The organism is Ruegeria sp. C5 (assembly GCF_056537605.1).
On sequence record NZ_JBQFRX010000002.1, the window covers coordinates 152,892 to 172,742 of the forward strand.

At 55.4% G+C, this 19,851-nt stretch carries 20 protein-coding genes and 1 riboswitch; of the genes, 7 read left to right on the top strand and 13 right to left on the bottom strand.

Going from position 1 to position 19,851, the window contains the following annotated elements:
• Positions 1-11: 11 nt before the first annotated feature.
• Positions 12-117, bottom strand: a riboswitch (TPP riboswitch).
• A 179-nt stretch (positions 118-296) separates the two neighbouring features.
• Positions 297-527: a type II toxin-antitoxin system CcdA family antitoxin gene (locus ACR0AW_RS08720; RefSeq protein WP_170406922.1), complete on the top strand. Its 231-nt coding sequence runs from the start codon at positions 297-299 to the stop codon at positions 525-527.
• Positions 527-826: a CcdB family protein gene (locus tag ACR0AW_RS08725; protein WP_170509040.1), complete on the top strand. Its 300-nt coding sequence runs from the start codon at positions 527-529 to the stop codon at positions 824-826. The genes ACR0AW_RS08720 and ACR0AW_RS08725 overlap by 1 nt, the downstream gene beginning before the upstream one ends.
• Before the next feature lie 70 nt (positions 827-896).
• Here ACR0AW_RS08725 and ACR0AW_RS08730 read toward each other — a convergent pair whose 3' ends face one another.
• The 4 genes from ACR0AW_RS08730 to ACR0AW_RS08745 all read right to left on the bottom strand — a co-directional run bounded on the left by ACR0AW_RS08730 (position 897) and on the right by ACR0AW_RS08745 (position 4,407).
• Positions 897-1,307 (bottom strand): universal stress protein, encoded by a 411-nt coding sequence (locus ACR0AW_RS08730; protein ID WP_170393765.1) that lies wholly within the window; start codon positions 1,305-1,307, stop codon positions 897-899.
• A gap of 13 nt (positions 1,308-1,320) precedes the next feature.
• Entirely contained in the window at positions 1,321-2,628 is a 1,308-nt protein-coding gene (locus ACR0AW_RS08735) for a TRAP transporter large permease (protein WP_170393768.1), read from the bottom strand.
• 160 nt (positions 2,629-2,788) lie between these two features.
• A complete protein-coding gene (locus ACR0AW_RS08740) occupies positions 2,789-3,787 on the bottom strand; it encodes a TRAP transporter substrate-binding protein DctP (protein ID WP_170625728.1) in 999 nt (332 codons plus the stop codon).
• A gap of 119 nt (positions 3,788-3,906) precedes the next feature.
• On the bottom strand, positions 3,907-4,407 hold the full coding sequence (locus ACR0AW_RS08745) for a TRAP transporter small permease subunit (RefSeq protein WP_170393772.1): 501 nt from the start codon (positions 4,405-4,407) through the stop codon (positions 3,907-3,909).
• 616 nt (positions 4,408-5,023) lie between these two features.
• Here ACR0AW_RS08745 and ACR0AW_RS08750 point away from each other — a divergent pair.
• Complete coding sequence (locus ACR0AW_RS08750; protein ID WP_170732606.1) at positions 5,024-6,505, top strand: aminotransferase-like domain-containing protein; 1,482 nt, start codon at positions 5,024-5,026, stop codon at positions 6,503-6,505.
• A 58-nt stretch (positions 6,506-6,563) separates the two neighbouring features.
• Here ACR0AW_RS08750 and ACR0AW_RS08755 read toward each other — a convergent pair whose 3' ends face one another.
• The 8 genes from ACR0AW_RS08755 to ACR0AW_RS08790 form a co-directional block, all read right to left on the bottom strand.
• Positions 6,564-6,779: a hypothetical protein gene (locus ACR0AW_RS08755; protein WP_170732607.1), complete on the bottom strand. Its 216-nt coding sequence runs from the start codon at positions 6,777-6,779 to the stop codon at positions 6,564-6,566.
• A gap of 36 nt (positions 6,780-6,815) precedes the next feature.
• Positions 6,816-8,090, bottom strand: a complete 1,275-nt coding sequence (locus ACR0AW_RS08760; protein ID WP_170406931.1) for a hypothetical protein — start codon at positions 8,088-8,090, stop codon at positions 6,816-6,818.
• A 46-nt stretch (positions 8,091-8,136) separates the two neighbouring features.
• A complete protein-coding gene (locus ACR0AW_RS08765; RefSeq protein ID WP_170393778.1) occupies positions 8,137-8,379 on the bottom strand; it encodes a hypothetical protein in 243 nt (80 codons plus the stop codon).
• A 146-nt stretch (positions 8,380-8,525) separates the two neighbouring features.
• Positions 8,526-9,755 carry an AGE family epimerase/isomerase gene (locus ACR0AW_RS08770; protein ID WP_170732608.1) on the bottom strand — a complete coding sequence of 410 codons (1,230 nt, stop codon included), beginning with the start codon at positions 9,753-9,755 and terminating at the stop codon, positions 8,526-8,528.
• Between the two features lie 170 nt (positions 9,756-9,925).
• Positions 9,926-10,957 (bottom strand): putative sulfate exporter family transporter, encoded by a 1,032-nt coding sequence (locus ACR0AW_RS08775; RefSeq protein ID WP_170732609.1) that lies wholly within the window; start codon positions 10,955-10,957, stop codon positions 9,926-9,928.
• Between the two features lie 69 nt (positions 10,958-11,026).
• Positions 11,027-12,034: a phosphate acetyltransferase gene (gene pta / locus ACR0AW_RS08780; RefSeq protein WP_170732610.1), complete on the bottom strand. Its 1,008-nt coding sequence runs from the start codon at positions 12,032-12,034 to the stop codon at positions 11,027-11,029.
• Between the two features lie 193 nt (positions 12,035-12,227).
• Positions 12,228-12,938 (bottom strand): aspartate/glutamate racemase family protein, encoded by a 711-nt coding sequence (locus ACR0AW_RS08785; RefSeq protein WP_170732611.1) that lies wholly within the window; start codon positions 12,936-12,938, stop codon positions 12,228-12,230.
• The gene (locus ACR0AW_RS08790) at positions 12,935-13,639 is read right to left on the bottom strand and encodes a GntR family transcriptional regulator (RefSeq protein WP_170562158.1); all 705 of its coding nucleotides are present in this window, start codon (positions 13,637-13,639) and stop codon (positions 12,935-12,937) included. The genes ACR0AW_RS08785 and ACR0AW_RS08790 overlap by 4 nt, the downstream gene beginning before the upstream one ends.
• A 111-nt stretch (positions 13,640-13,750) precedes the next feature.
• Here ACR0AW_RS08790 and ACR0AW_RS08795 point away from each other — a divergent pair, with 111 nt between their 5' ends.
• Entirely contained in the window at positions 13,751-15,445 is a 1,695-nt protein-coding gene (locus ACR0AW_RS08795; RefSeq protein ID WP_170732612.1) for a thiamine pyrophosphate-binding protein, read from the top strand.
• Here ACR0AW_RS08795 and ACR0AW_RS08800 read toward each other — a convergent pair.
• Positions 15,406-16,326 carry a LysR family transcriptional regulator gene (locus ACR0AW_RS08800; RefSeq protein ID WP_170732613.1) on the bottom strand — a complete coding sequence of 307 codons (921 nt, stop codon included), beginning with the start codon at positions 16,324-16,326 and terminating at the stop codon, positions 15,406-15,408. The genes ACR0AW_RS08795 and ACR0AW_RS08800 overlap by 40 nt on opposite strands.
• A 96-nt stretch (positions 16,327-16,422) precedes the next feature.
• Here ACR0AW_RS08800 and ACR0AW_RS08805 point away from each other — a divergent pair, with 96 nt between their 5' ends.
• From ACR0AW_RS08805 to ACR0AW_RS08815, 3 genes are read left to right on the top strand one after another with little or no spacing between them, the layout of a single operon-like run.
• The gene (locus ACR0AW_RS08805) at positions 16,423-17,556 is read left to right on the top strand and encodes an enolase C-terminal domain-like protein (protein WP_170732614.1); all 1,134 of its coding nucleotides are present in this window, start codon (positions 16,423-16,425) and stop codon (positions 17,554-17,556) included.
• Positions 17,553-18,803, top strand: a complete 1,251-nt coding sequence (locus ACR0AW_RS08810) for an NAD(P)/FAD-dependent oxidoreductase (protein WP_170732615.1) — start codon at positions 17,553-17,555, stop codon at positions 18,801-18,803. Before ACR0AW_RS08805 ends, ACR0AW_RS08810 begins: the two co-directional genes overlap by 4 nt.
• A 52-nt stretch (positions 18,804-18,855) precedes the next feature.
• Entirely contained in the window at positions 18,856-19,830 is a 975-nt protein-coding gene (locus ACR0AW_RS08815) for a TRAP transporter substrate-binding protein (protein WP_170732616.1), read from the top strand.
• Positions 19,831-19,851: the final 21 nt, after the last annotated feature.

The window sequence follows — 19,851 nt, forward strand, 5'->3', positions numbered from 1 at the left end:
AGGGCAAGGATGGATGAAACCTGTACCTTTCCCTCCGCCGGTTCTAGCCGGTTCAGGTTCAACGGGTTTGCCAATTGGCATCTCAGCGCGGTCTTTAGCGCACCCCGAGGTAGGGTCGTGATTAGGGGGATGAGAGGACGATTTCAACCGAAATCGTTAGGTTCTCGTTCAATAAGCATTGAATGAAATACCATAAGAACGAGCCACGAAGCCAGAGAAGTCCTTTAGGAGATATGCGCATATTTGACGCGCATATAGTATATTGATATTCTCGGGCACATGGAGGCTAAGACAGAATGAACGCTCAACCACGCAAGCCGACCAATCTATCACTTGATAGCGCTTTACTCACCGAGGCCAGAGCGCTGAACGTGAACCTGTCGCGTGCCGCCGAAGAAGGAGTGCGTGCCGCCGTTGCCGCTGCGAAGGCCGCACAGTGGAGGGCCGAAAACGCGGAGGCACTGCAAAGCTCAAACTCGTATGTTGAACGGCACGGGTTGCCCTTGGACCGCTTTCGTCAGTTCTGATGCCAAAATACGATGTGTTCCCCAACCCATCCGGCGATGGCTATCTTCTGGATGTGCAAACCGATCTTCTGAGCGATCTGAATACCCGCATAGTGGTGCCGCTTTTGTCAAAAGCACGTGCGCCGAAACCAGCGACCCGCCTCAACCCTGAGTTCCTGATAGATGGTGAGCAGGTTGTAATGGTGACCCAGTTCATGGCTGCTGTTCCTGTGGGACTCCTCAAATCACCCGTGGGTCATCTGAAAGATGATTTCGAGCAGATCACCGTGGCCGTAGACATGCTGATGCAAGGGTTCTGAACGACAATGGCTGGCCTCATTGGCCAGCCATCTTGCACGCATAACACCTGTCAGGTGTTATGCTTCTGCTCTACTTGTCGCGCAGTACCACGACACTGCAATGTGCATGGCGGACAACACGTGCAGCCGTTGAACCGATCAGATAGTCCGAAAGGCCTGGTTGGTGTGACGCAACCACTATGCAGTCCACTTTGTGTTCCTCGGCCCAATCCAGAATGGAATTTGTTGGATGACCTGTAACAACATGAGTGCCGATCTTCGGAGACTCCATCGATGCGTTCAGTTTGTCCTCAAAATCAGAAACGCTTTTCTGAACCTGCTCGGGTGGAAAGTATGACCCAATATACGAAGGTAGTTCTTCGAGAACGGACAGCACCGATACTGTCCCGCCATCCGATAGCAAGCGGCTTGCTGCATCCAGAGATTTGGCACAGTCGTTGATGTGATCTGGGGCGACTGGAACGAGGATATGGTTATACATCTGTACCTCCGGATTATTTCAGGATGTTGGGCAACCAGGTGGCGATCTGCGGGAAGATGAAGATCAGGGTCAGGCCAACGAACTGGAGTGCCACAAACGGGCCAACCGAATTGTAGACATCCCCCATGCTGACATCTTTGGGCAGAACCCCTTTGATCCAGAACAGCACAAAACCGAACGGAGGTGTCAGGTAAGCGATTTGGATGTTCACGATGAACAGCGCGCCAAACCACAGCTTGTCGATCCCCAATTCGTCGATAATCGGGATGAACAGTGGTGTGCACAGCATGATGATGGCCCAATCATCCATCACCATACCCAGGACGAGGATGATCAGCATCATCATCAGCAGGATGCCGGTTGCACCGCCGGGCATGGAAAGAACCAGATTGGTCAGCAGGTCCTGGCTGCCAAGCGTGTTGAACACATTAAGATAGACGGTGGCACCAATCAGAATCCAAAGCCCCATACCGCTGAGCTTCAAGGTGGACACCAACGATTCCCTCAGCACCTCCCAGGTCAGTTTGCCGTAGATCAGGTTGATGACAAAGGCGCCTGCGGCACCAAATGCGGCAGCTTCCGCCGGCGTCGCGATACCGCCCCAGATGACGCCCAGAACGATGATGATGAGTAAGGCAAACGGCCAGATGCTGAGAACGGCGGTCAGTTTTTCGGTGCGGGTGAATTTCTGATCGGCGGGCAGGGCGGGGCCTAGCTCGGGCTGGATTTTACAACGTACGCCGATATAGATCGTGTAGAAAGTTGCCAGCATCAGGCCGGGCAGCAACCCCGCCATGAACAGGTCACCGATCGAAACCTTGGCCAGCAATCCATAGAAGATGAACGGAACGCTTGGTGGGATCAGCGCACCCAATGCACCGCCTGCCGCGATACAACCGATCGCGATACGGCGATCATATTTGTAGCGCATCATCGAAGGATAGGCGATCTGACCCATTGTGGTGGTCGCCGGTGGTGTGATGCCGGTGATTGCAGCAAAAACAGTACAGACCTGAACTGTACCCATCGCGAGACCACCATGAATGTGGCCGATCAGCTTGTAAACGGCGTCATAGGCCGTTTCGGCTATCCCCGAAAATCTTATGAGTGAGCCCATGAACAAGAACAATGGCACTGTGACCAGTACCGAATTCCAAGGCGTTGAATAGAATGCACTGGGCACGGACAACAGCGCGCGAGGTTCGAAAACCAGGGCAAATAGAACCGCTGTTCCACCCAAGCCGAACGCAACCGGCAGCCCCATGAAAAGGATCCCAAACAGTATTAAGAAATACAGCGCTGTAATTAGTTCGAGGCTCATGATCTTTAGTTTCCCTACCTAGTGGCCGTTCGCGCGGTCTTTGCCGGGTTGTGTGTCAGCAGTGCTTTTAACACTGACATGCGCCCGTCTGGTCCGCTGGCCCGACGATCGGGCCAGCGAAAGAGTTTTAGCTATATTGGAAAGATGACATTGCGCGGGATTATTGCGCGTTCGCCTTGTCTTCCAGGAACCTCTTGAAGATTTCCACGCCTTTGGCGTTGCCCTCGGATGCGGCTGCAACCTGCGGCCACACTTCGGCAATGGATTTCTCGCGCATACGAGCAACTTCTTCATCGCTCAGCTCGATTACTTCACCACCGGCATCGCGCAGGATTTGAAGCGCTTCTTCGACACCTTCCGCATGCATGCGGCTGGTTTCGAAATAGGTTTCTTCGAAAACACCGTTGATCTTTTCGCGCTGCCAGTCGGTCAGGGCGTTCCAGCTCTGCAGGTTGATGAAGATCTCCTGGTGCTGAGCAGGGTTCCAGCCGGGCATGATCGCATAGTCGATAACTTCCTGGAACGACATGTCATCGATGCCGCCTGTATCCCAGTAGGTGCCTTCGATGGTGCCCAGTTTGATTGCGGTGTAAATCTCACCACCGTTCATCGAGACCGGCGCGCCGCCCATGGTCGAGTGGAAGATGGCCTGGGGTCCACCGGCGCGCATCTTGCGGCCTTCCAGATCTTCCAGTTTTTCGACACGGAACTTGGTGAACATTGCGTTCGGTCCCTGGTTGGTCCAGCCTGCCCACTGCAGGTTCCGCGCGTTGGCGGCCTCTTGCACGATGTCACCAACGCGGTAGTCGGGGTTGCCCCACATCACTTCCCACGCTTCTTCGGTGTTGTCGGCGCCCATGGCCATGCCAAACGCCAGCATGCCTTCGGGCATGTCGCCACCATAGACTGAACCCCAGCCCGCGTAGCCATCGGTCAGACCAGCAGCCGCTGCGCCAAAGGCCTCTGCACCACTGACCAGCGCCCCTGCGGGCTCAACACGGATTTTGACCGTGCCTTCAGTCGCTTTTTCAACTGCTTCAACCCAAGGGATCAGGCCATTGTCCCAGCCGGCATCGGTCTGGTCAAATGCGGGCTGGAAGGTCCACTCGGTTACTTCATCCGGCGGCCCATCTTGTGCGACGGCAATGCTTGCGGTCACGGCTATGGCGCCTGCCCACATGGTTGTGTGCACAAACCTGTTTGGTTTCATGTTTATTCCTCCTCGTTAGTGGATCAGTCTATTTTCGTTTGTATTTGCAGGCGCCCAAGCCAGCGTGCCTAACTGCGCCCGAAGATCGTTTGCAGATCGCGGAGCAAGTGTTTCAGGACCACCAAGAGAACCATTGCACCGCTGAGTGGGATCGCAAATTTGATCGGATAAATCGGGATCGGAATGGATGTCGGGGTCTTCTGATTAAGCATCAGAGACAGCGATGCGGCTTCGTAACCCTTCCAGATCAATGCGACCAGAAACAGGATTGCAATCGGTGCCGTCAGGACATCCAAAATCGCTTTTGACCGCTTGCTGGCGTTTGCATAAAACAGGTCGAGTTTGACGAAACTGTCATGCTGCAACGCATAGACGCCGCCGGTGCAGGCCAACAACACCATCGCAGCTTGCAATGTGGTGCCGATCCACTGGGAGGGCGCGTTCAGTACATAGCGCATGAATACGTCCGACACGCCAAACGCCATGCAATACAAGATGAGAAACCAGCCTATGCGGCCCATGACTTCTGAGATTGCGCTTGTCAGCTTTTCCAGACCGCGCATCAGCATGCCAACCTCGTTGTGTTTTTCATGGATCTGGTTCTCCCTCAAAAAATCTGTGCGCTGAATTGATGTACCGGACCCTTCGCGTCGGGGTTCGGAAGGACATCAGAGAAACGTCTGCTGAATCGCTGTTCACAGAGTCGACGCATATCCCACTCCTGCAAAACCATGCGAACGGTCTCCCTCCCTAGTCGCATCGAACGGCCCGGGTGATCCCTAATTTCGACATGGAACTTCCCGGATCGCTACAGCAAACGCGAAGGAGTTCGACTGAGAAAGATACAGTTGTTTGTAATAATGGGTACAGATTTCATCGCGCCAAGTGACTGTTCGATGCTGCGATTCAGTCCCGCGCGTTAAGATGTTTCAAGTTCAACAATGGCAGCGCAGGTTGCTTAAGCACATCTCTGGTCTGTATAAGTACTTTAAAAACATAGCGTTGGCTGAAGTCTCTTTTTTGAGTTATCATCAACCCGCTTTTAGTAAGAGCGCTATTGCTTTCAGCATTGCCAGTACAGAATTGGGGAGTTTAGCGTCGTTTCCACTTTGCATGGAGCACTTGAAAACATGGATACAGTTTGCAAATCGCGTCGCAGAATTTGCGACTAGAGCCCGACAGGACATGACACAACGGTTGAGCATCGACAAAACTCAGTCCAGCGGTTTGCGAGATCAGATCGTCTCGCAGATTTCACGACTCATTTTTGAAGGTTTGATGCCGTCTGGACTAAAGCTTGCCTCATGTCGGGGGTTGGCGCGGGATCTCGATGTTTCGATCAATACGGTCGTCGCGGCTTATCGAAAGCTTGAAGAAGAGCAACTGATCGAGGCCCGGCCCCGCTCGGGTTATTATGTCTGCTCTGACGTGGGGATTCGCACGGACGGTGAAGCGATTGGGCGAACCAGCACCAGACAGCGCACATCGATTGGCCAGAAACTGAACAAACTGCGCCGCACCGAAGAGATCGAAACCATCCAGCGCCCGAATGACTGGTACAAGTACGACTATCCGTTTGTGTGCAACCAAATCGATGATGGCGCATTCCCAGTTGCGGATTGGCGCGAATGCACTCGGTTGGCCATGAATCGAAAGCACCTGAAAATCTGGTCTGCGGACGGGCTGTACGAGGATTGCTTTGAACTTATCGAGCAGGTCCGGCAGCGCATCCTGCCCCGTCGCGGTATTTTTGAACCCAGCGATTCAATCCTGATCACATTGGGTTCGCAAAACGGGTTGTTTATCACCAGCCTGTTGTTCGGCGGGCGCGATAAAACTGCGGTTATGGAGGATCCGGGATATCCGGATGCACGCAAGATCCTTCAGGCAAATTTTGGGAATGTAAGGTTTCAACCCATTGATAGCGAGGGTCTGATCGTCGATGAACGTCTGCGCGAGGCTGACCTGGTTTTCGTAACCCCCAATCGCCAGCACCCAACCACCGTCACGATGTCCGAGCGTCGCCGCAAGGCCTTGCTGCAGGCCGCTGAAGAGTATGATTTTTACATCGTCGAAGACGATTACGAATGCGATGTGGATTACCGGCATTCTACTTTGCTGCCGCTGCGCAGTCTGGATGACACGGATCGATTGATCTATTTGGGCAGCCTTTCCAAAGGTCTTTCACCAGGTTTGCGCCTGGGGTATCTGGCGGCTGCGCCAGAATTTATTGACGCCGCGCGCGATTGCCGGGGAATGATGATGCGCCATCCGCCGATGATTCTTCAGCACACTGCTGCCGCGTTTATTAACTTGGGGTACTATGATGGCTTGTTGCGCAGGGTTCGCCAGAATTATGAGCTGCGCTGGCATCTGGCTGATACGACGATCCGTGAAAAGCTACCCCATTTCCTGAAAACGGGCGAATTTGGCGGAACGGTTTTTGTGCTTTCTGATCCCGAGGCCCGGTTGGATGCCATGACGATATGTCAAGCCGCCCTAAAACGCGGTGTTATTGTGGAGCCGATCGGGCCCTGTTTTTCAAATAAAACCGCAGGGAGATACCACTTTCGTCTTGGCGTCTCGTCAATCCAACCCGGTTCTATCCGAAAAGGGATTGAGCTGTTGTCCGAAGTGATTTCAGACCTACGCGCAACAAACTCGTAATGTACCAGGGCGGGAGGCAAACCAATAGTCCGCAAGCTTAAAAAGATTGATCGATGGTTCAATCTCCGACAGCTGAGTTTTCCCCCCACAGCATATGTGACACCAGGCTGGCTAGAAGGCTCAGGACGTACCAAGTCAGCAGAAAGCCGACGCATTCCAGGGCGAATGACCCCCATTTGTAGAATAGGTCAGCAATAACAAAGGCGATAAGTAGCCAGGGGGCTTCCTGCCGCAAGAATGACTTTACGCCTTGTGATTTAATCGCTCTGTGCATGATGTATATCCCTGAATTATAAATGGTTATAATGTTTTAGACGATAACGGGCGGATGGCGACGTGGTGCGTCATAGCGCTGCTGTGCGAACCAGGTCATGGTTGGTTCGATGTCAGTTTGGGTGTTCCCGCCCTGCAGCGTGTACCCGGCTGCCAGCCAGGTGAAGCCATCATCGGCAACCTCGGCACAGTTGGTGTAGTCGCCCCATTTTCCCAGACCCGGAGTGTCTGTGCCCCGTCGAGCGAGGGCCAGCCGCCAAGTCAGATCGATATCGTCGTATGAGCCAACAACATGGCTCGGATGCAAATTCCCACCACCCGCAAAGACCGAAAGCCCTACATCACCAACCCGGTTTACAGCTGTTGAGGGGTAGGCGAACGCGATCTGACTGTTCCAGATATCCGGTTCGTCAATCAATGACATGGTTGCTTCGTCAATGCGGACGGTCCTGACGAAAGGGAGTGGCCTGTTGGTCTGACGATTAGCTGTCCACATAAAGCCCAGAACGCCGCGTCCCAGCCAACCAGCCATAATGCGTGGATCAGTGCGCGACATCCAGTCGCCACCGGTGGTCTGCGCGGAATAATTGCCTGCGGACCAAGGCGTGACATCGATGTCGAATTCATCTACGTCCGAGGCGTTCTCGGCCCATCTGAATACGCGGATCTGCGAGTTCGTGTTGTGGCTGGCAAAGTACATCGCGCCGCGTGCGCCTTGTACGCAGCGCAGAGAGAAGTTGTCTTCTGTTTCGAATATGTCGAATGATAGCGTTGCCGCGGTCGCCAGTTCGTCCAGTGAAATCCGTAGAATGACAGAGCGGGTAAACTGGTTAGCCCCGGCCGAGAACACATTGGTGCCCGCATACATATAGTTTTCGGACAACGAAACGTGATTATAGTCGAACCACTCATTGTTCCACGCGGGATCAAGCCCGGCGGGGGTGAAATCCCAAATGTTCCATGTGTCGTTCCCCAAGGTGCGCCCTTGTTTGACCGCAACCCGCAGTGTGTTGGTGCCCCCCTGTTCGATATATTGAAGCAGCCAGATAAGCAGATCCCGGCTTGGGTCGTAAATCGTGGTCTGGTCGCAGCAAAACCCCCCGTCAACAGGTGGGAACAACGTGAAAGGGCTCATGTGAGACCAGCTTTGGCCGCCGTCCAGTGACCGACTTGCATACCAGTTGCCAGTGGCCAGAATCTGACCTCCGTTGCTGGAAACTGTCGGCTCGCCCACAGTAGAGGTTTGGCCGTTAGTATCGAAATCCGTAAGGTTTATTGTGTTGAAAATCCTTGGCTGATGGGTCGAGGGCATAGCAGCCTCCGTAATCTACTCATGTCAAAAAAATGTGCGTAATTGATTAGTAATCCAGTTCCGTCGGATCAGCGTCATTGCCGGATTGATCCGAATTATCTTCTTCCAAAGCAGGCCCGCCCTTTTTGCGAGTTTTTGAGACGCGCTCATCGCGTTCGCTCAGCATTTGCGGGGTCATGAGGCCTGACGCCCCGGCCCGTTCGCTCAGGGCGGAATGGGCCGATGGTTGTGGTCTCACCTCAAGTGTGCCCTTTCGGGTCGTTCGCTTTCCACGTGCTTGATTTGCCATTCAACTCTCCTATCCGTTCGTCAAGAAACGCATCCGAATTCGCAGGTCGTCGGATGGTGTTGAATGTATTTAACATAGCAGATTTGCCCCGACTCTTCAATTGAGCCGGCTCGATGCGGGTCTCGCTCTGCTTGAATTCGCGCGCGCTAAAGCGGCACCATCCGAGATAAGCGCCCCGATAGCGGGAACAGGCAAGCCTGCAATGAATGATAGATATCCGGTTTGCCGTCAAAGATGGATGTCACGATGTCACCGGATTCATCCACCGCCGGGAACCAGCCGCCATGTTGGTGATCCACGAACGTTTCATTCGCAAAGGTCCAGAGTTTTCTGTACCAAATTTCATCCTCTTGCCTTTTATCCAGTGCGATCAGGGCTCCAACCGCACCAATGGCTTCAGCTACTGGCCACCAGAACCGCGACGCATTTGCGACCCGACCCCCAAAATCCAGCGTATATGCCATGCCGCCGCCGGGCAGCCACGCATCCTTGAGGGCCTGCTCAATCAATCGTCGCGATGACTCGGGCGCGCCCGAGTTTGGTCGGCCTGATAAATCCCAATGCTGCAGCTGAAGTCGCCCAAGCTCGAACGAATGGCCCGGGGTCGTGCCTGCGGGACGGAACATCGGGTCACCGGCATAGCCCCGGTCAATCTGCCAATCTGAGGTGAAATGCTCGGGCAAGCGCCAGTTTTCAGCAGGTGCGATCCGGCCGATAAAGAAATTCAGAATACGACCGGCGCGGGTAAGATAGATTTCGTCGCCTGTCGCCTCAAAAGCTGCAAGCAGTGCCTCAACTCCGTGCATATTCGCGTTCATTCCGCGATATGTGGAAAACGGCGTCCAATCGCGGTTCCATTCGTCGCGGAACAACCCGGTCTCATCATCCCAGAAATGTGTATCAAGGATATCCCGGACTTCGGTCAGCAGTTTGTCAGCTTCCGGGTGCCCTATCTGTTTTGCGCTTGAGGCAGCGAGCAGAACAAAGACATGCCCGTAGGCAAGTTTGCGATCATCCTTGATGTTGTCGCCATCCAAAGCCCAAAGGTAACCGGCGTGATCCCGGTCTTTGTGGTGGCTGTTGAGGTAGGCCATACCGTGATCGATGATCCGCTCTGCGCCTTGAAATTCAATCAGATGCCCCAGAGCGTAAGAATGCACTAGGCGTGTAGTCGTGTGCAGTTCCTGCAATGTGTTTGGCAGCGGGCTGCCATCATGGTCGAGGATGAAAAATCCTGGCTCGGTCCGACAACTTGCGCTGAAAAACGCCAACTGTCGCATAGCCTGATCTTTCAACCACGTGCGGTGTTCAGATGTATCAAGCCAAAAGCCCGGTTCGGAATGCGGGCCGGGTGGCAGAGGCAAGGTGTTGTCCATATTCTTCATCTCGCTTGAGGGACCATTCGGAATCGAACGAAAAAGCGCTGCAAAGCGCGAGTCGCCAATGAACCAAACACCGCGCACGAAGGCAATCGGCAAACCCGCACCGGACTGTCAGGGGTTGCCGTTCAGCCGTCGCAGTCGGCGGAAAACTCTTGGTAACTGCTTCAGGTTAATAGGTTAATCCCGGCCAGAATTACCACGGCGATGAACAACGTCTCCACTATGATGAGGGCGATTGCGGCTGCACCGACCGACAGGATTTGTTTAAGGTTTGTCTTCATCCCAACAGCTGCGATCGCAACAAGCAACAACCATCGAGAGCATTGGCTTAGAAATTCTGAAATCGCTGGCGGGATCAATCCGAATGAGGATGCCGCAGCGAGAACCAGAAATCCTAACACGAATCCCGGCAACAGCGGTGGGCGTTTCCCGTCTGCGTCCATTTCAGCAAAGCCACGAATAATCAGTGAAGCGACCAAAACCACTGGTGCCAGCATCGCCACGCGGAACAATTTGACCAGCGTCGCTGTATCTCCGGTTTGTTCCGAGATCGAAAATCCCGCGCCGACAACCTGAGCCACATCATGGATGGTGCCACCCAGAAACACACCGCCCGCAACATCGTTCATCCCTAATGAGCGTACGAGGATCGGATAGGCGATCATGGCGATGGTGGACAAAACGGTCACGCCCATGACAGTAAAAATCAGACGCTCTTCCGAGCGTTCGTCCTTGGGCAGGATTGCACTGATCGCCATTGCCGCCGATGCACCGCAAATTGCGACCGAACCGGCGGTCAGAAAGGCAAAGCGCCATTTGTGGCCAAAAAAACGAGCTACGGACAGGCCAAAACCTATGGTCAACAGCACTCCAACGATCACAAGGGCAATCAGGTCCCAGCCCAGACCCAGCATCAGGGTCATCGACACGCGCACACCCAGCAAGGCCACGCCAAGGCGCAGAAGTGTGCGTGCGGCGAATCCGATCCCCTCAACGGTTTTTCCTTCTTCGCCGAGAAAGCTGACCGCAATCCCCAATAGAAGGGCAAGCAGCATGGCCGGGGTAGCATAATGCTCGGACAGGAACTTGGCGGCGACGGCAACGGTTACGGCAATCATGACGCCGGGAAAGAGCGTGCGAACACGCTCCTTGCTCCGCTCGGTGAGGGATAGGTCTGAGGGATCGGCGGACGCCATAACGGATAGTCTTTCGTTTGTAAGGAATGGGTCGCGAGCCCGCACGAAGGGGCAGGCGAGCTGCCGAGTTTAGGGTTCGCGCGCCTGCAGGATGGTCACCGCGATTATCTGCGTCACATCTTCTGCGCTGCATCCGCGCGATAGATCATTGGCCGGTTTGGCGAGCCCCTGCAAAACCGGACCGATCGCCAGATAACCGCCCAGCCGTTGAGTCATCTTGTACCCGATATTTCCGGCATCCAGATTTGGGAAAATCTTGACGTTCGACTGACCCGCGACCGAGGACCCGGGGGATTTTCGCTCACCAATCGACGGCACGAAGGCGGCATCAAATTGCAGCTCTCCATCCACATTCAACTCTGGGTGTTTCGCCCGCAGAATTTCTGTCGCGTTGACGACTTTGTCCACCGCTGGGTGTTGGGCGCTGCCTTTTGTTGAGAAACTCAACATCGCGATCTTTGGCTCTTCCTGCAGCAATGCCCGCGCGGAAACCGCTGAAGCAGCTGCAATGTTTGCCAGTTCTTCGGAGGTCGGATCGATCACCAAGCCGCAGTCAGAATAGAGCATGGCGCGCGCGCCCTCAGCGGCGGCCTCGGGTGGGTACATCAGAAAGAACGAGGATACCATACCAGCATCAGGCTTCATTCCAATAACCTGGATGGCAGTTCTGACCACATCGCCTGTGGTATGGACCGCCCCGCCCACGGTTCCTGTTGCGTGCCCCATTCGCACCAGCATCGCGGCATAGACCAGCGGCGATTCTGCGGCTTTGCGTGCCTTGGCTTCATCGACACCTTTGTGTTTGCGCAGAGAATGATACTCGGCCGCAAAAGCGTCAGTCAGTTCCGAATGCGCAGGATCATGGATGGCGATACCGTCCCCGGTTGAGCCACCCTCTGCCACGAGCGCCGCTTTAACGTCGGCCTCAGGTCCGACGAGAATAATATCTGCCAGACCAGCCTTATGGGCGGCTAATCCTCCGGCAACAATGCGGGGATCGGTGCCTTCGCTCAGCGCTACAACTGGGCGGGTTTCCGAGGCACTGGCCGCCAACAGCTCGATCGGTGTTTTCGTCATGCGTCTCGGTTCCTGAACTGTTGTTAATCGGTGTCGGAACAGGTGCCTTGAGGTCAACGATGATCGTTTCGGCGCTGTTCCGATTTCGTTTCTTGATTGCTTGGTTCTGGTTCACCGTCAAGTTGTTGCCGATAGGTCCAGAATCGCCATCTGGCTATAGGCGGCGGCTACTCTGGACTTACTGTTCACTTGATCAGAACCTTGGCGGGTTTAGTCCGGCCTGAAACCAGTTGATGAAAGTAACAATAGAAAACACTGGCAAACCAGTCGCCTGCTGTATGTCCGCCGCGTAAGGGCACATGTTTGTACATTCCAGTACAATTGCACCAAGGTCGGGATTGCCCGCTTGCAGCGCAAGCGCTGCTTCGACATTGTCGTCGCGGGCTTTGTCCACATCCAGCGTCAATGCGTTTTCGAGAATAGCGGTTGTGAATTCGTTGCCGCCTTCGGTGGTGCCAATTGGAGTTCCGTCGGGGACCTGTGCCTTTCGCAGGTGCTCATTCGTAAGTGTTGAGGCGGAGATGGTTAGAATGCCGGCGCGCATTCCTGCAGGAAGGATACGGTTCACCATATCGACCTGCATCATCGAGGACGTCGCGACCGGAACAGGAACCGCCTCGGCCAGTTCATCCTGAAACAGCGAAAGAAAGCCGCAATTGGTGGTGATCCCGTCTACCCCGTCTTTGACAAGTTCCCGTGCGGCATCGATGAACGCTCCAAGCATTCCTTCAGCACCTTGTCGGACCACAAGATCAGGCGAGGCGTTGCGCACGATGCGGTAGAGCACGGGAAACGGCCATGTCCGAGCGTTGCCCATATCACCGGGAATACGTGGAAACTGTGCGTCCAACATCAGGATGCCGACAGATGCGCCGTATATGGATTTTCCGCCCTGCGCGATCATGACTGCGCCTCCTGAATGATGCGGGTCGAGATATCGTCGGACCCTTCCATATAGATGCTTGATATCCCATGGCGCACCGCGTCCTGCACCTGATCCATCCGCTTGTTGATATGGGTGCCCAAAGCCTGCGCGGCCTCATCAGCGTCGCGGTTCATCAAGGCCTGCATGACGCGCTTATGTTCGTCTTTTGAGCGTTGGACCCGGTCCAGACTCATGGAAATCCATCGGATATAGCGAATGCGCTCATTAATCCGCATCAGGGTTTGCAGCAATTCCATGTTGCCAGACAGCCGGGCGATGCCCAGATGAAACGCTTCATCTCGCGTGACGGCCTCTTCAACGGTAAGCCCGGTGATATCGATACCCGTCGCATAAAGTTCGTCGTGAAGCGCCTGCAGTTGTTCTGTGGTGGCCTTGGTGCACGCTGCGCGGACGGCGGCGGTTTCGATGATTTGGCGCAGCTCGAACAGGTCAAAAATGCTTTGGGCATCCAATGGGCGGCAAAAGAAACCCTGTCCCGGGCGGAAGTCGAACAAACGTTCGGCGACCAGCCGGTTCAGTGCTTCGCGCAAAGGGGTGCGGCTGACGCCCAGCTCCTTCGACAGGGCGACCTCGTTCAAACGATCGCCGGGACGCAGGCGGAATGAAACCGCCATGGCCTTCACCTGATCGTAGATATCATCAACGCGTGGACCTGCCATTGGTACTGCCTTTTGGTCGTTGCCCCACAGGTGCCACAGGCCAGTCTTGAAATCAATATACAAAACTGTATACAGGTCTGTGTGCAGATTAGATTAAGGGAGTCGCCGACCATGACAGGAACGAATTACCTGACCGGAGCCGAGGCAATGGTCCGTATGCTTGAGGCGCATGGCGTGAAGCACATGTTCGGCCTATGTGGTGATACAACCTTGCCATTCTATGATGCGCTATCTCGGATGGATCACGGTATTCAGCACATTCTGACGCGGGATGAACGTCATGCGGCCTACATGGCGGATGGTTATGCAAGGGTGACAGGTAAGCCGGGTGTCTGCGAAGGCCCGTCTGGAGGCGGGGCGACCTATATTCTACCTGGCGTGGTCGAAGCCAACGAAAGCTCGGTTCCTATTCTTGCGATCACCTCGGATGTGGCGACAACCAGCCGGGGAAAGTACCCGCTGACCGAATTGGACCAACCCGCGCTGTTCAAGCCGCTGGCCAAGTGGAATGCGTCGCTGGATGATGCCACGCGATTGCCGGCCATGGTTCGTGCGGCATTCCGTGCAATGACCACCGGTACACCTGGGGCCACACATCTTGCCTTGCCCTTCGATACTCAGAAAGCGCCGGTGGACGAGGCAGAGATCTGGGCGGATGCAAGACATCGCAGCTATCCGGCGGAACGTGCAGGCCCCGACATGGATGCGGTCGAGGCGGCAGCAGAGATACTTTCAAAGTCTAAATCCACCGTAGCCGTTTGTGGCGGTGGACCCGTTCTATCAGGGGCAAACTACGCACTGCGCCGAGTTGCGGGACTGTTGGATATGCCTGTCGCCACGACCGTGTCGGGGCAGGGCTCGATTGCCGAGACAGACCCACTCGCGCTTGGTGTTGTCGGGTCGAATGGCGGGGTGCCTGCCACCCGCGCTGTGGTAGATGCGGCGGATGTCGTTCTGTTCATCGGATGTCGCGCAGGATCCGTCACGACCGAGCGCTGGAGAAGCCCTGCGCGCGATGCCACCATCATTCATATCGACAGTGACCCGATGGTGATCGGAGCCAACTATCCGACCGAAGTCGCTATTTGTGCCGACGCGCGTCTCGCGCTGGAAGCATTGGCGGACGCACTGGCGGCACGCCAAGACCTGCCCAGGCTGGGCGGTGCGGCCAAATCAAACGCGGCATGGGCGGCCAAATTGGCTACGTTTGCCCCGCATGCAGCCAGCCGAGAAACGCCGATCCGGCCCGAGGCTGTCATGGCTTCGCTAATGGACATCCTGGATGACGATGCAATTGTTGTCGCTGATCCCGGCACGCCGTGCCCCTATTTCAGCGCGCACTACCGTTGGCGGACACCTGGGCGGCATTTCATCACCAACCGGGCGCATGGGGCGCTGGGATATTCCTTGGGTGCTGCAATGGGTGCGCATATTGGACGGCCTTCGGTCAAGACCTTGTCGGTGATGGGTGACGGCTCATTCGGCTTTACCTGTGGTGAGTTCGAAACCATGGTGCGGCACAACATGCCGATCACCTCGATAGTATTCTCGAACTCGGTCTTTGGCTGGATCAAGGCCGGACAGGACGCAGGGTTTGGGCAGAGATACTACAATGTTGATTTCAACCGCACCGACCACGCCGCTGTTGCAAGCGCCTTTGGTGTTAAATCATGGACTGTCAAAGATCCCGAAGACCTGTCCAAAGTTCTGAAACAGGCTATCGAGCATGATGGCCCGACATTGGTCGACATTCACTCACAACCGCTTCACGATGCCGCTGCACCGGTTTCGGAATGGGTGGCATAAGAGGCGATCGAAGGGGTTAGCTGAGCCAGAAAATCCTGTGCAATCGTTGATAGGGGTCGCCCTTTGGCGGTGATAATGGCCAGATCAAGCATCACAGCCGGTCGGAAGGGGCGGGTTTGGTACCCGCTCTCGTCGTCAAAGGTGACAGTGAAGGGATCGATCATCGCGACCCCCATGCCCTGCTTGACGAAACTTAGCAGGTTTTCTGACAGATGGGTGTGAATCTGGGTCCGCCAGTTGCGCTCCGCTGATTGGAAGATGTCCCGAGTTCGTCGGTGGGTTTGATGCTCTGGCCCCATCACGATGAATGGTTCGTTTTCAAGAATTTCAGGTGTGAGCACATCATAATCTGCCAAAGGGCTGGTTTCCGGAAAGGTCGCCAGCGTTTCGAACTCAAAGACCTGATAGTTCAGTGTGTCATGCAGAATGGGCATCTCGACAATGCCGATCTCAAACAGGCCAGAGATTACCCATTCTTGAATCTTCGAGGAATACTGCGACTGAAAACTCACCGACAGGTTCGGGCGGCTTTCTGCGAAGCGAGCGATCTCACGCGGCATGAAGCCGAAGGATAGCAGATGTGGTGCGGCGATCTGCAATTGACCCGGATGCTTGTTCTGCAGATCCGTGACCGCCTGCGCCACGTGATCCAGCCCCCGAACAACCGTATCAACCTCGCGGTATAGAAGTTCAGCTTCTGGCGTGGGCAGCAACCGGCCTTTGTTGCGTTCAAACAGCGGCAAACGAGCTTCGCGCTCCAGCTGTGCCAACAGATTGCTGATCCCGGGCTGTGAAATCCCAAGCACCGAGGCCGCACCCGTGACAGTGCCGGTTTCCATGATGGCGTGAAAAGCCTGTAGCTGACGAAATCGCAGGGACATCGCTATAGTATCATTTTTCCTGATGACCTCTAGATAATATAGTATTTGAAATGATATCCCCGTCAAGGCAGGCTTCGGCCATTGGCAGGGGGTGCAATGGGCGATCTGACACAGAAAATCATCGGCTATGATCTCTGGCATCTTGAGTTGCCCGTGACGTCTCGCCGTGATCATGGCATCGGGTCCGTCGAAGGAACATGCGAAGTCGTCGTCCTGCGGCTGAGATCCGAAGACGGCAATGAAGGATTTGGAGAGGCCTCTCCCTGGTCTGTCTTCACGGGCACCCCAGAGGCCACTTATGCAGCCCTTGATCGCTATTTGCGCGCTCTTGTGGTTGGGGCCAGAGTGGGCGATCGTTCAGCGATCATGGCGCAGGCAGCTTATGCCGTGGCTCATTGCACCGAGGCGAAAGCTGCATTGGAAACCGCTTTGCTGGATCTTGCGGGCAGAATCAGCGAGGTTCCTGTTTGGTCTCTGCTGGGCGGGAAGTGCCGAGGAACCATTCCACTCAGTTGCTCAATTGCGAACCCGGATTTTGCTCAGGATGTTGAGCTGCTGGCACAATTGCAGGCCGATGGCGTTCGGATTGTAAAGCTCAAGACCGGGTTCAAGGATCACGCCTTCGATATCATGCGGTTGGAATATCTCGCGCAGAACCATCCGGATTTCAGGGTTCGTGTTGATTACAATCAGGGGCTCAGTATCGAGGACGCACCGGCTCAGGTTCGCGATGTTGCGCAATTCGCTCCGGATTTCATTGAGCAACCTGTCCGCGCTCATCAATTCAGCATGATGGGCAAGTTGCGACAGATGATTGACGTCCCACTTCTGGCTGATGAGAGCGTCTTTGGCCCCGAAGACATGGAGCGGGCAGCGCGTGACGGTATCTGTGACGGGGTTTCAGTGAAAATCATGAAATCCGGTGGCCCGACACGAGGCCAGACTGTGGCCCGTATCGCTGCAGCACATGGTCTGACAGCCTATGGCGGTGATATGTTCGAGGCCGGATTGGCGCATCTGGCGGGCACACATATGATTGCTGCAACACCTGAGATAACGTTGGGCTGCGAATTCTATCAAGCCTCCTACTTCCTGAAAGAGGACATTCTTGAAAGCCCCTTCCAAGTAAGCAGCGGCGAAGTTGTAGTCCCTGACGCACCCGGCCTCGGCAACAGGCCTGATGTAACCAAGCTTGAGCATTATGCAGTGGCCAAGGCGGTGGGGGCATGAGCGAGAAGAAGACAATAGCGATCATCGGCGCTGGGATTGTTGGCGTTTCAGCCGCAATCTGGCTGCAGCGGGATGGTCACGAGGTAATCCTGATCGACAAGGCCGGACCGGGAGAGGGCACCTCGCACGGCAATGGGGGCGTTTTGGCGTCATGCTCGATTGTTCCGGTGACTGTTCCAGGGCTGCTCCGGAAGGCGCCCAAAATGCTGCTCAGCCCGTCACAACCGTTGTTTCTGAGATGGGGGTATCTTCCAAAGCTGATTCCTTGGCTAACCCGCTATCTGAGTCATGCGAATGCATCAGATGTGGAACGCATAGCGTCAGCTTTGACGCCAATTGTTGGCGATAGCCTGAACGACCACAAAGCGCTGGCCGAGGGCACAGGCGCTGAAAAGTGGATCGTGCCGTCTGACTATCTGTTCCTGTACAAGGACCGCGCGCATTTCAATGATGATGCGTTTGGCTGGGACATTCGGCGCAGGAACGGATTCACATGGGAAGAATTGGAAGGCCCGGGCTTTCACGCCTACGACCCGGTCTATAGTGAAGATATCGGTTTTGCGGCGAAACTTTCGGATCATGGCCATATCACGGATCCTGGTCGGTACGTCAAAGATCTGGCGGCGTATGTCGAGGCACATGGGGGCACAATCCTACGTGCAGCGGTCGATGACGTGGTTCAGGAAAATGGTCGCGTAACCGGTATACGGGCGGCAGGCGAAACCATCGCGTGTGATACGGCAATTGTAACTGCGGGCGTTTGGTCGGGACCTTTGGCTAAGCTTTTGGGCATTTCTGTTCCCCTTGAAACCGAACGCGGCTATCATCTTGAATTGGTGGAGCCTTCTGCCATGCCGCGCAGTCCGGTCATGGTGGTTTCCGGCAAATTTGTCGCCACACCGATGGATGGCCGCATTCGTTTGGCTGGCATCGTGGAATTTGGCGGTCTTGATGCGCCACCCTCACGCGCGCCGTTTGAATTGATGCGCAAGAATGCCCGGATGGCCTTCCCGGGTTTGACATGGAAGGAGGAAGTGGAATGGATGGGGCACCGCCCAGCACCAACCGACTCGATCCCGATTATCGGTGAGGCTCCGGGGATTAGCGGTGCGTATATGGGCTTTGGGCACCATCACATTGGCCTGACAGGCGGGCCGAAAACGGGGCGACTTCTGGCCCAAATAATTGCGGGCAGAACACCGAACACTGACATGAGCGTCTACGCGCCCTCGCGTTTCGCAACATAGAAATGACTGGCGAAGAACGCCGGCGTCTCAAAACTCAACAGGGAGAAACATGATGAAACAACTGACAAGCCTTCTGGCAGCAACCGCTCTGACGGCTGCCGCAGCAGCGCCAGTAATGGCAGAGAAATGGGATATGCCGATGGCCTATTCGGCCTCAAACTTCCACTCGGCCACGGGCGCGGAGTTCGCCAAATGTGTGACCACCGGCACAGGTGGTGAGATTGAGATTGTCACGCACCCTTCCGGCTCGCTGTTCAAAGGTGCCGACATCAAGCGTGCGATCCAGACCGGGCAAGCCCCGATTGGTGAGCGTCTGCTGTCTGGGCACCAGAACGAAAACGCGCTGTTCGGCTTTGATTCCATCCCGTTCCTGGCCACGTCATTCGATGATAGCGCCAAGCTGTGGGATGCGGCAAAGCCGTCCATCGAAAAGCTGCTGGCTGAACAGAACCTGACGCTGCTTTACGCCGTGCCTTGGCCGCCTCAAGGGTTGTACTTCAAGGACGAGGTGAACTCGGTCGCGGATATGGCGGGGATCAAGTTCCGCTCCTATAACAACGCCACCTCACGCCTGGCCGAACTGACGGGTATGCTGCCCGTCACCATCGAGGCGGCTGAGATCAGCCAGGCCTTTGCCACCGGAGTAGCGGATTCCATGGTGTCTTCCGGGTCGACCGGCTATGACCGGAAGGTCTGGGAAAGTCTGAACTACTTCTATGAAGTGGATGCCTGGTTGCCGCGCAACTACGTGATGGTCAACTCAGACGTCTGGGCCGGTGTCTCGGATGCGAACAAGAACGTCATCAAAGGCTGTGCGGAACTGGCCGAGTATGCAGGTAACTGGCGTGCCAAGGAATATACCGGCTTTACGCTTCAGGGTCTGCGCGATGGCGGCATGACCGTTGGTCCTGCGTCCGAACAGATGACGAATGAGCTGAAAGAAATCGGCGTCACCATGACCAACGAATGGCTTGAGGCCGCCGGTGACGAAGGCAAAGCCATCGTCGACGCGTTTAACTCTCAATAATCATTCGAATGCGGGCGGCAG

Excerpts from the sequence above, each read along its gene's own strand:
- ACR0AW_RS08785 (WP_170732611.1), bottom strand. The coding sequence starts at position 12,938 with ATGATCGCGCAGGGCGGAAAATCCATATACGGCGCATCTGTCGGCATC.
- ACR0AW_RS08765 (WP_170393778.1), bottom strand. The coding sequence starts at position 8,379 with ATGGCAAATCAAGCACGTGGAAAGCGAACGACCCGAAAGGGCACACTT.
- ACR0AW_RS08800 (WP_170732613.1), bottom strand. The coding sequence starts at position 16,326 with ATGTCCCTGCGATTTCGTCAGCTACAGGCTTTTCACGCCATCATGGAA.
- ACR0AW_RS08725 (WP_170509040.1), top strand. The coding sequence starts at position 527 with ATGCCAAAATACGATGTGTTCCCCAACCCATCCGGCGATGGCTATCTT.
- ACR0AW_RS08815 (WP_170732616.1), top strand. The coding sequence starts at position 18,856 with ATGAAACAACTGACAAGCCTTCTGGCAGCAACCGCTCTGACGGCTGCC.
- ACR0AW_RS08755 (WP_170732607.1), bottom strand. The coding sequence starts at position 6,779 with ATGCACAGAGCGATTAAATCACAAGGCGTAAAGTCATTCTTGCGGCAG.
- ACR0AW_RS08720 (WP_170406922.1), top strand. The coding sequence starts at position 297 with ATGAACGCTCAACCACGCAAGCCGACCAATCTATCACTTGATAGCGCT.
- ACR0AW_RS08795 (WP_170732612.1), top strand. The coding sequence starts at position 13,751 with ATGACAGGAACGAATTACCTGACCGGAGCCGAGGCAATGGTCCGTATG.
- ACR0AW_RS08775 (WP_170732609.1), bottom strand. The coding sequence starts at position 10,957 with ATGGCGTCCGCCGATCCCTCAGACCTATCCCTCACCGAGCGGAGCAAG.
- ACR0AW_RS08770 (WP_170732608.1), bottom strand. The coding sequence starts at position 9,755 with ATGGACAACACCTTGCCTCTGCCACCCGGCCCGCATTCCGAACCGGGC.
- ACR0AW_RS08730 (WP_170393765.1), bottom strand. The coding sequence starts at position 1,307 with ATGTATAACCATATCCTCGTTCCAGTCGCCCCAGATCACATCAACGAC.
- ACR0AW_RS08760 (WP_170406931.1), bottom strand. The coding sequence starts at position 8,090 with ATGCCCTCGACCCATCAGCCAAGGATTTTCAACACAATAAACCTTACG.
- ACR0AW_RS08805 (WP_170732614.1), top strand. The coding sequence starts at position 16,423 with ATGGGCGATCTGACACAGAAAATCATCGGCTATGATCTCTGGCATCTT.
- ACR0AW_RS08810 (WP_170732615.1), top strand. The coding sequence starts at position 17,553 with ATGAGCGAGAAGAAGACAATAGCGATCATCGGCGCTGGGATTGTTGGC.
- ACR0AW_RS08735 (WP_170393768.1), bottom strand. The coding sequence starts at position 2,628 with ATGAGCCTCGAACTAATTACAGCGCTGTATTTCTTAATACTGTTTGGG.
- ACR0AW_RS08750 (WP_170732606.1), top strand. The coding sequence starts at position 5,024 with ATGACACAACGGTTGAGCATCGACAAAACTCAGTCCAGCGGTTTGCGA.
- pta (WP_170732610.1), bottom strand. The coding sequence starts at position 12,034 with ATGACGAAAACACCGATCGAGCTGTTGGCGGCCAGTGCCTCGGAAACC.
- ACR0AW_RS08790 (WP_170562158.1), bottom strand. The coding sequence starts at position 13,639 with ATGGCAGGTCCACGCGTTGATGATATCTACGATCAGGTGAAGGCCATG.
- ACR0AW_RS08745 (WP_170393772.1), bottom strand. The coding sequence starts at position 4,407 with ATGCTGATGCGCGGTCTGGAAAAGCTGACAAGCGCAATCTCAGAAGTC.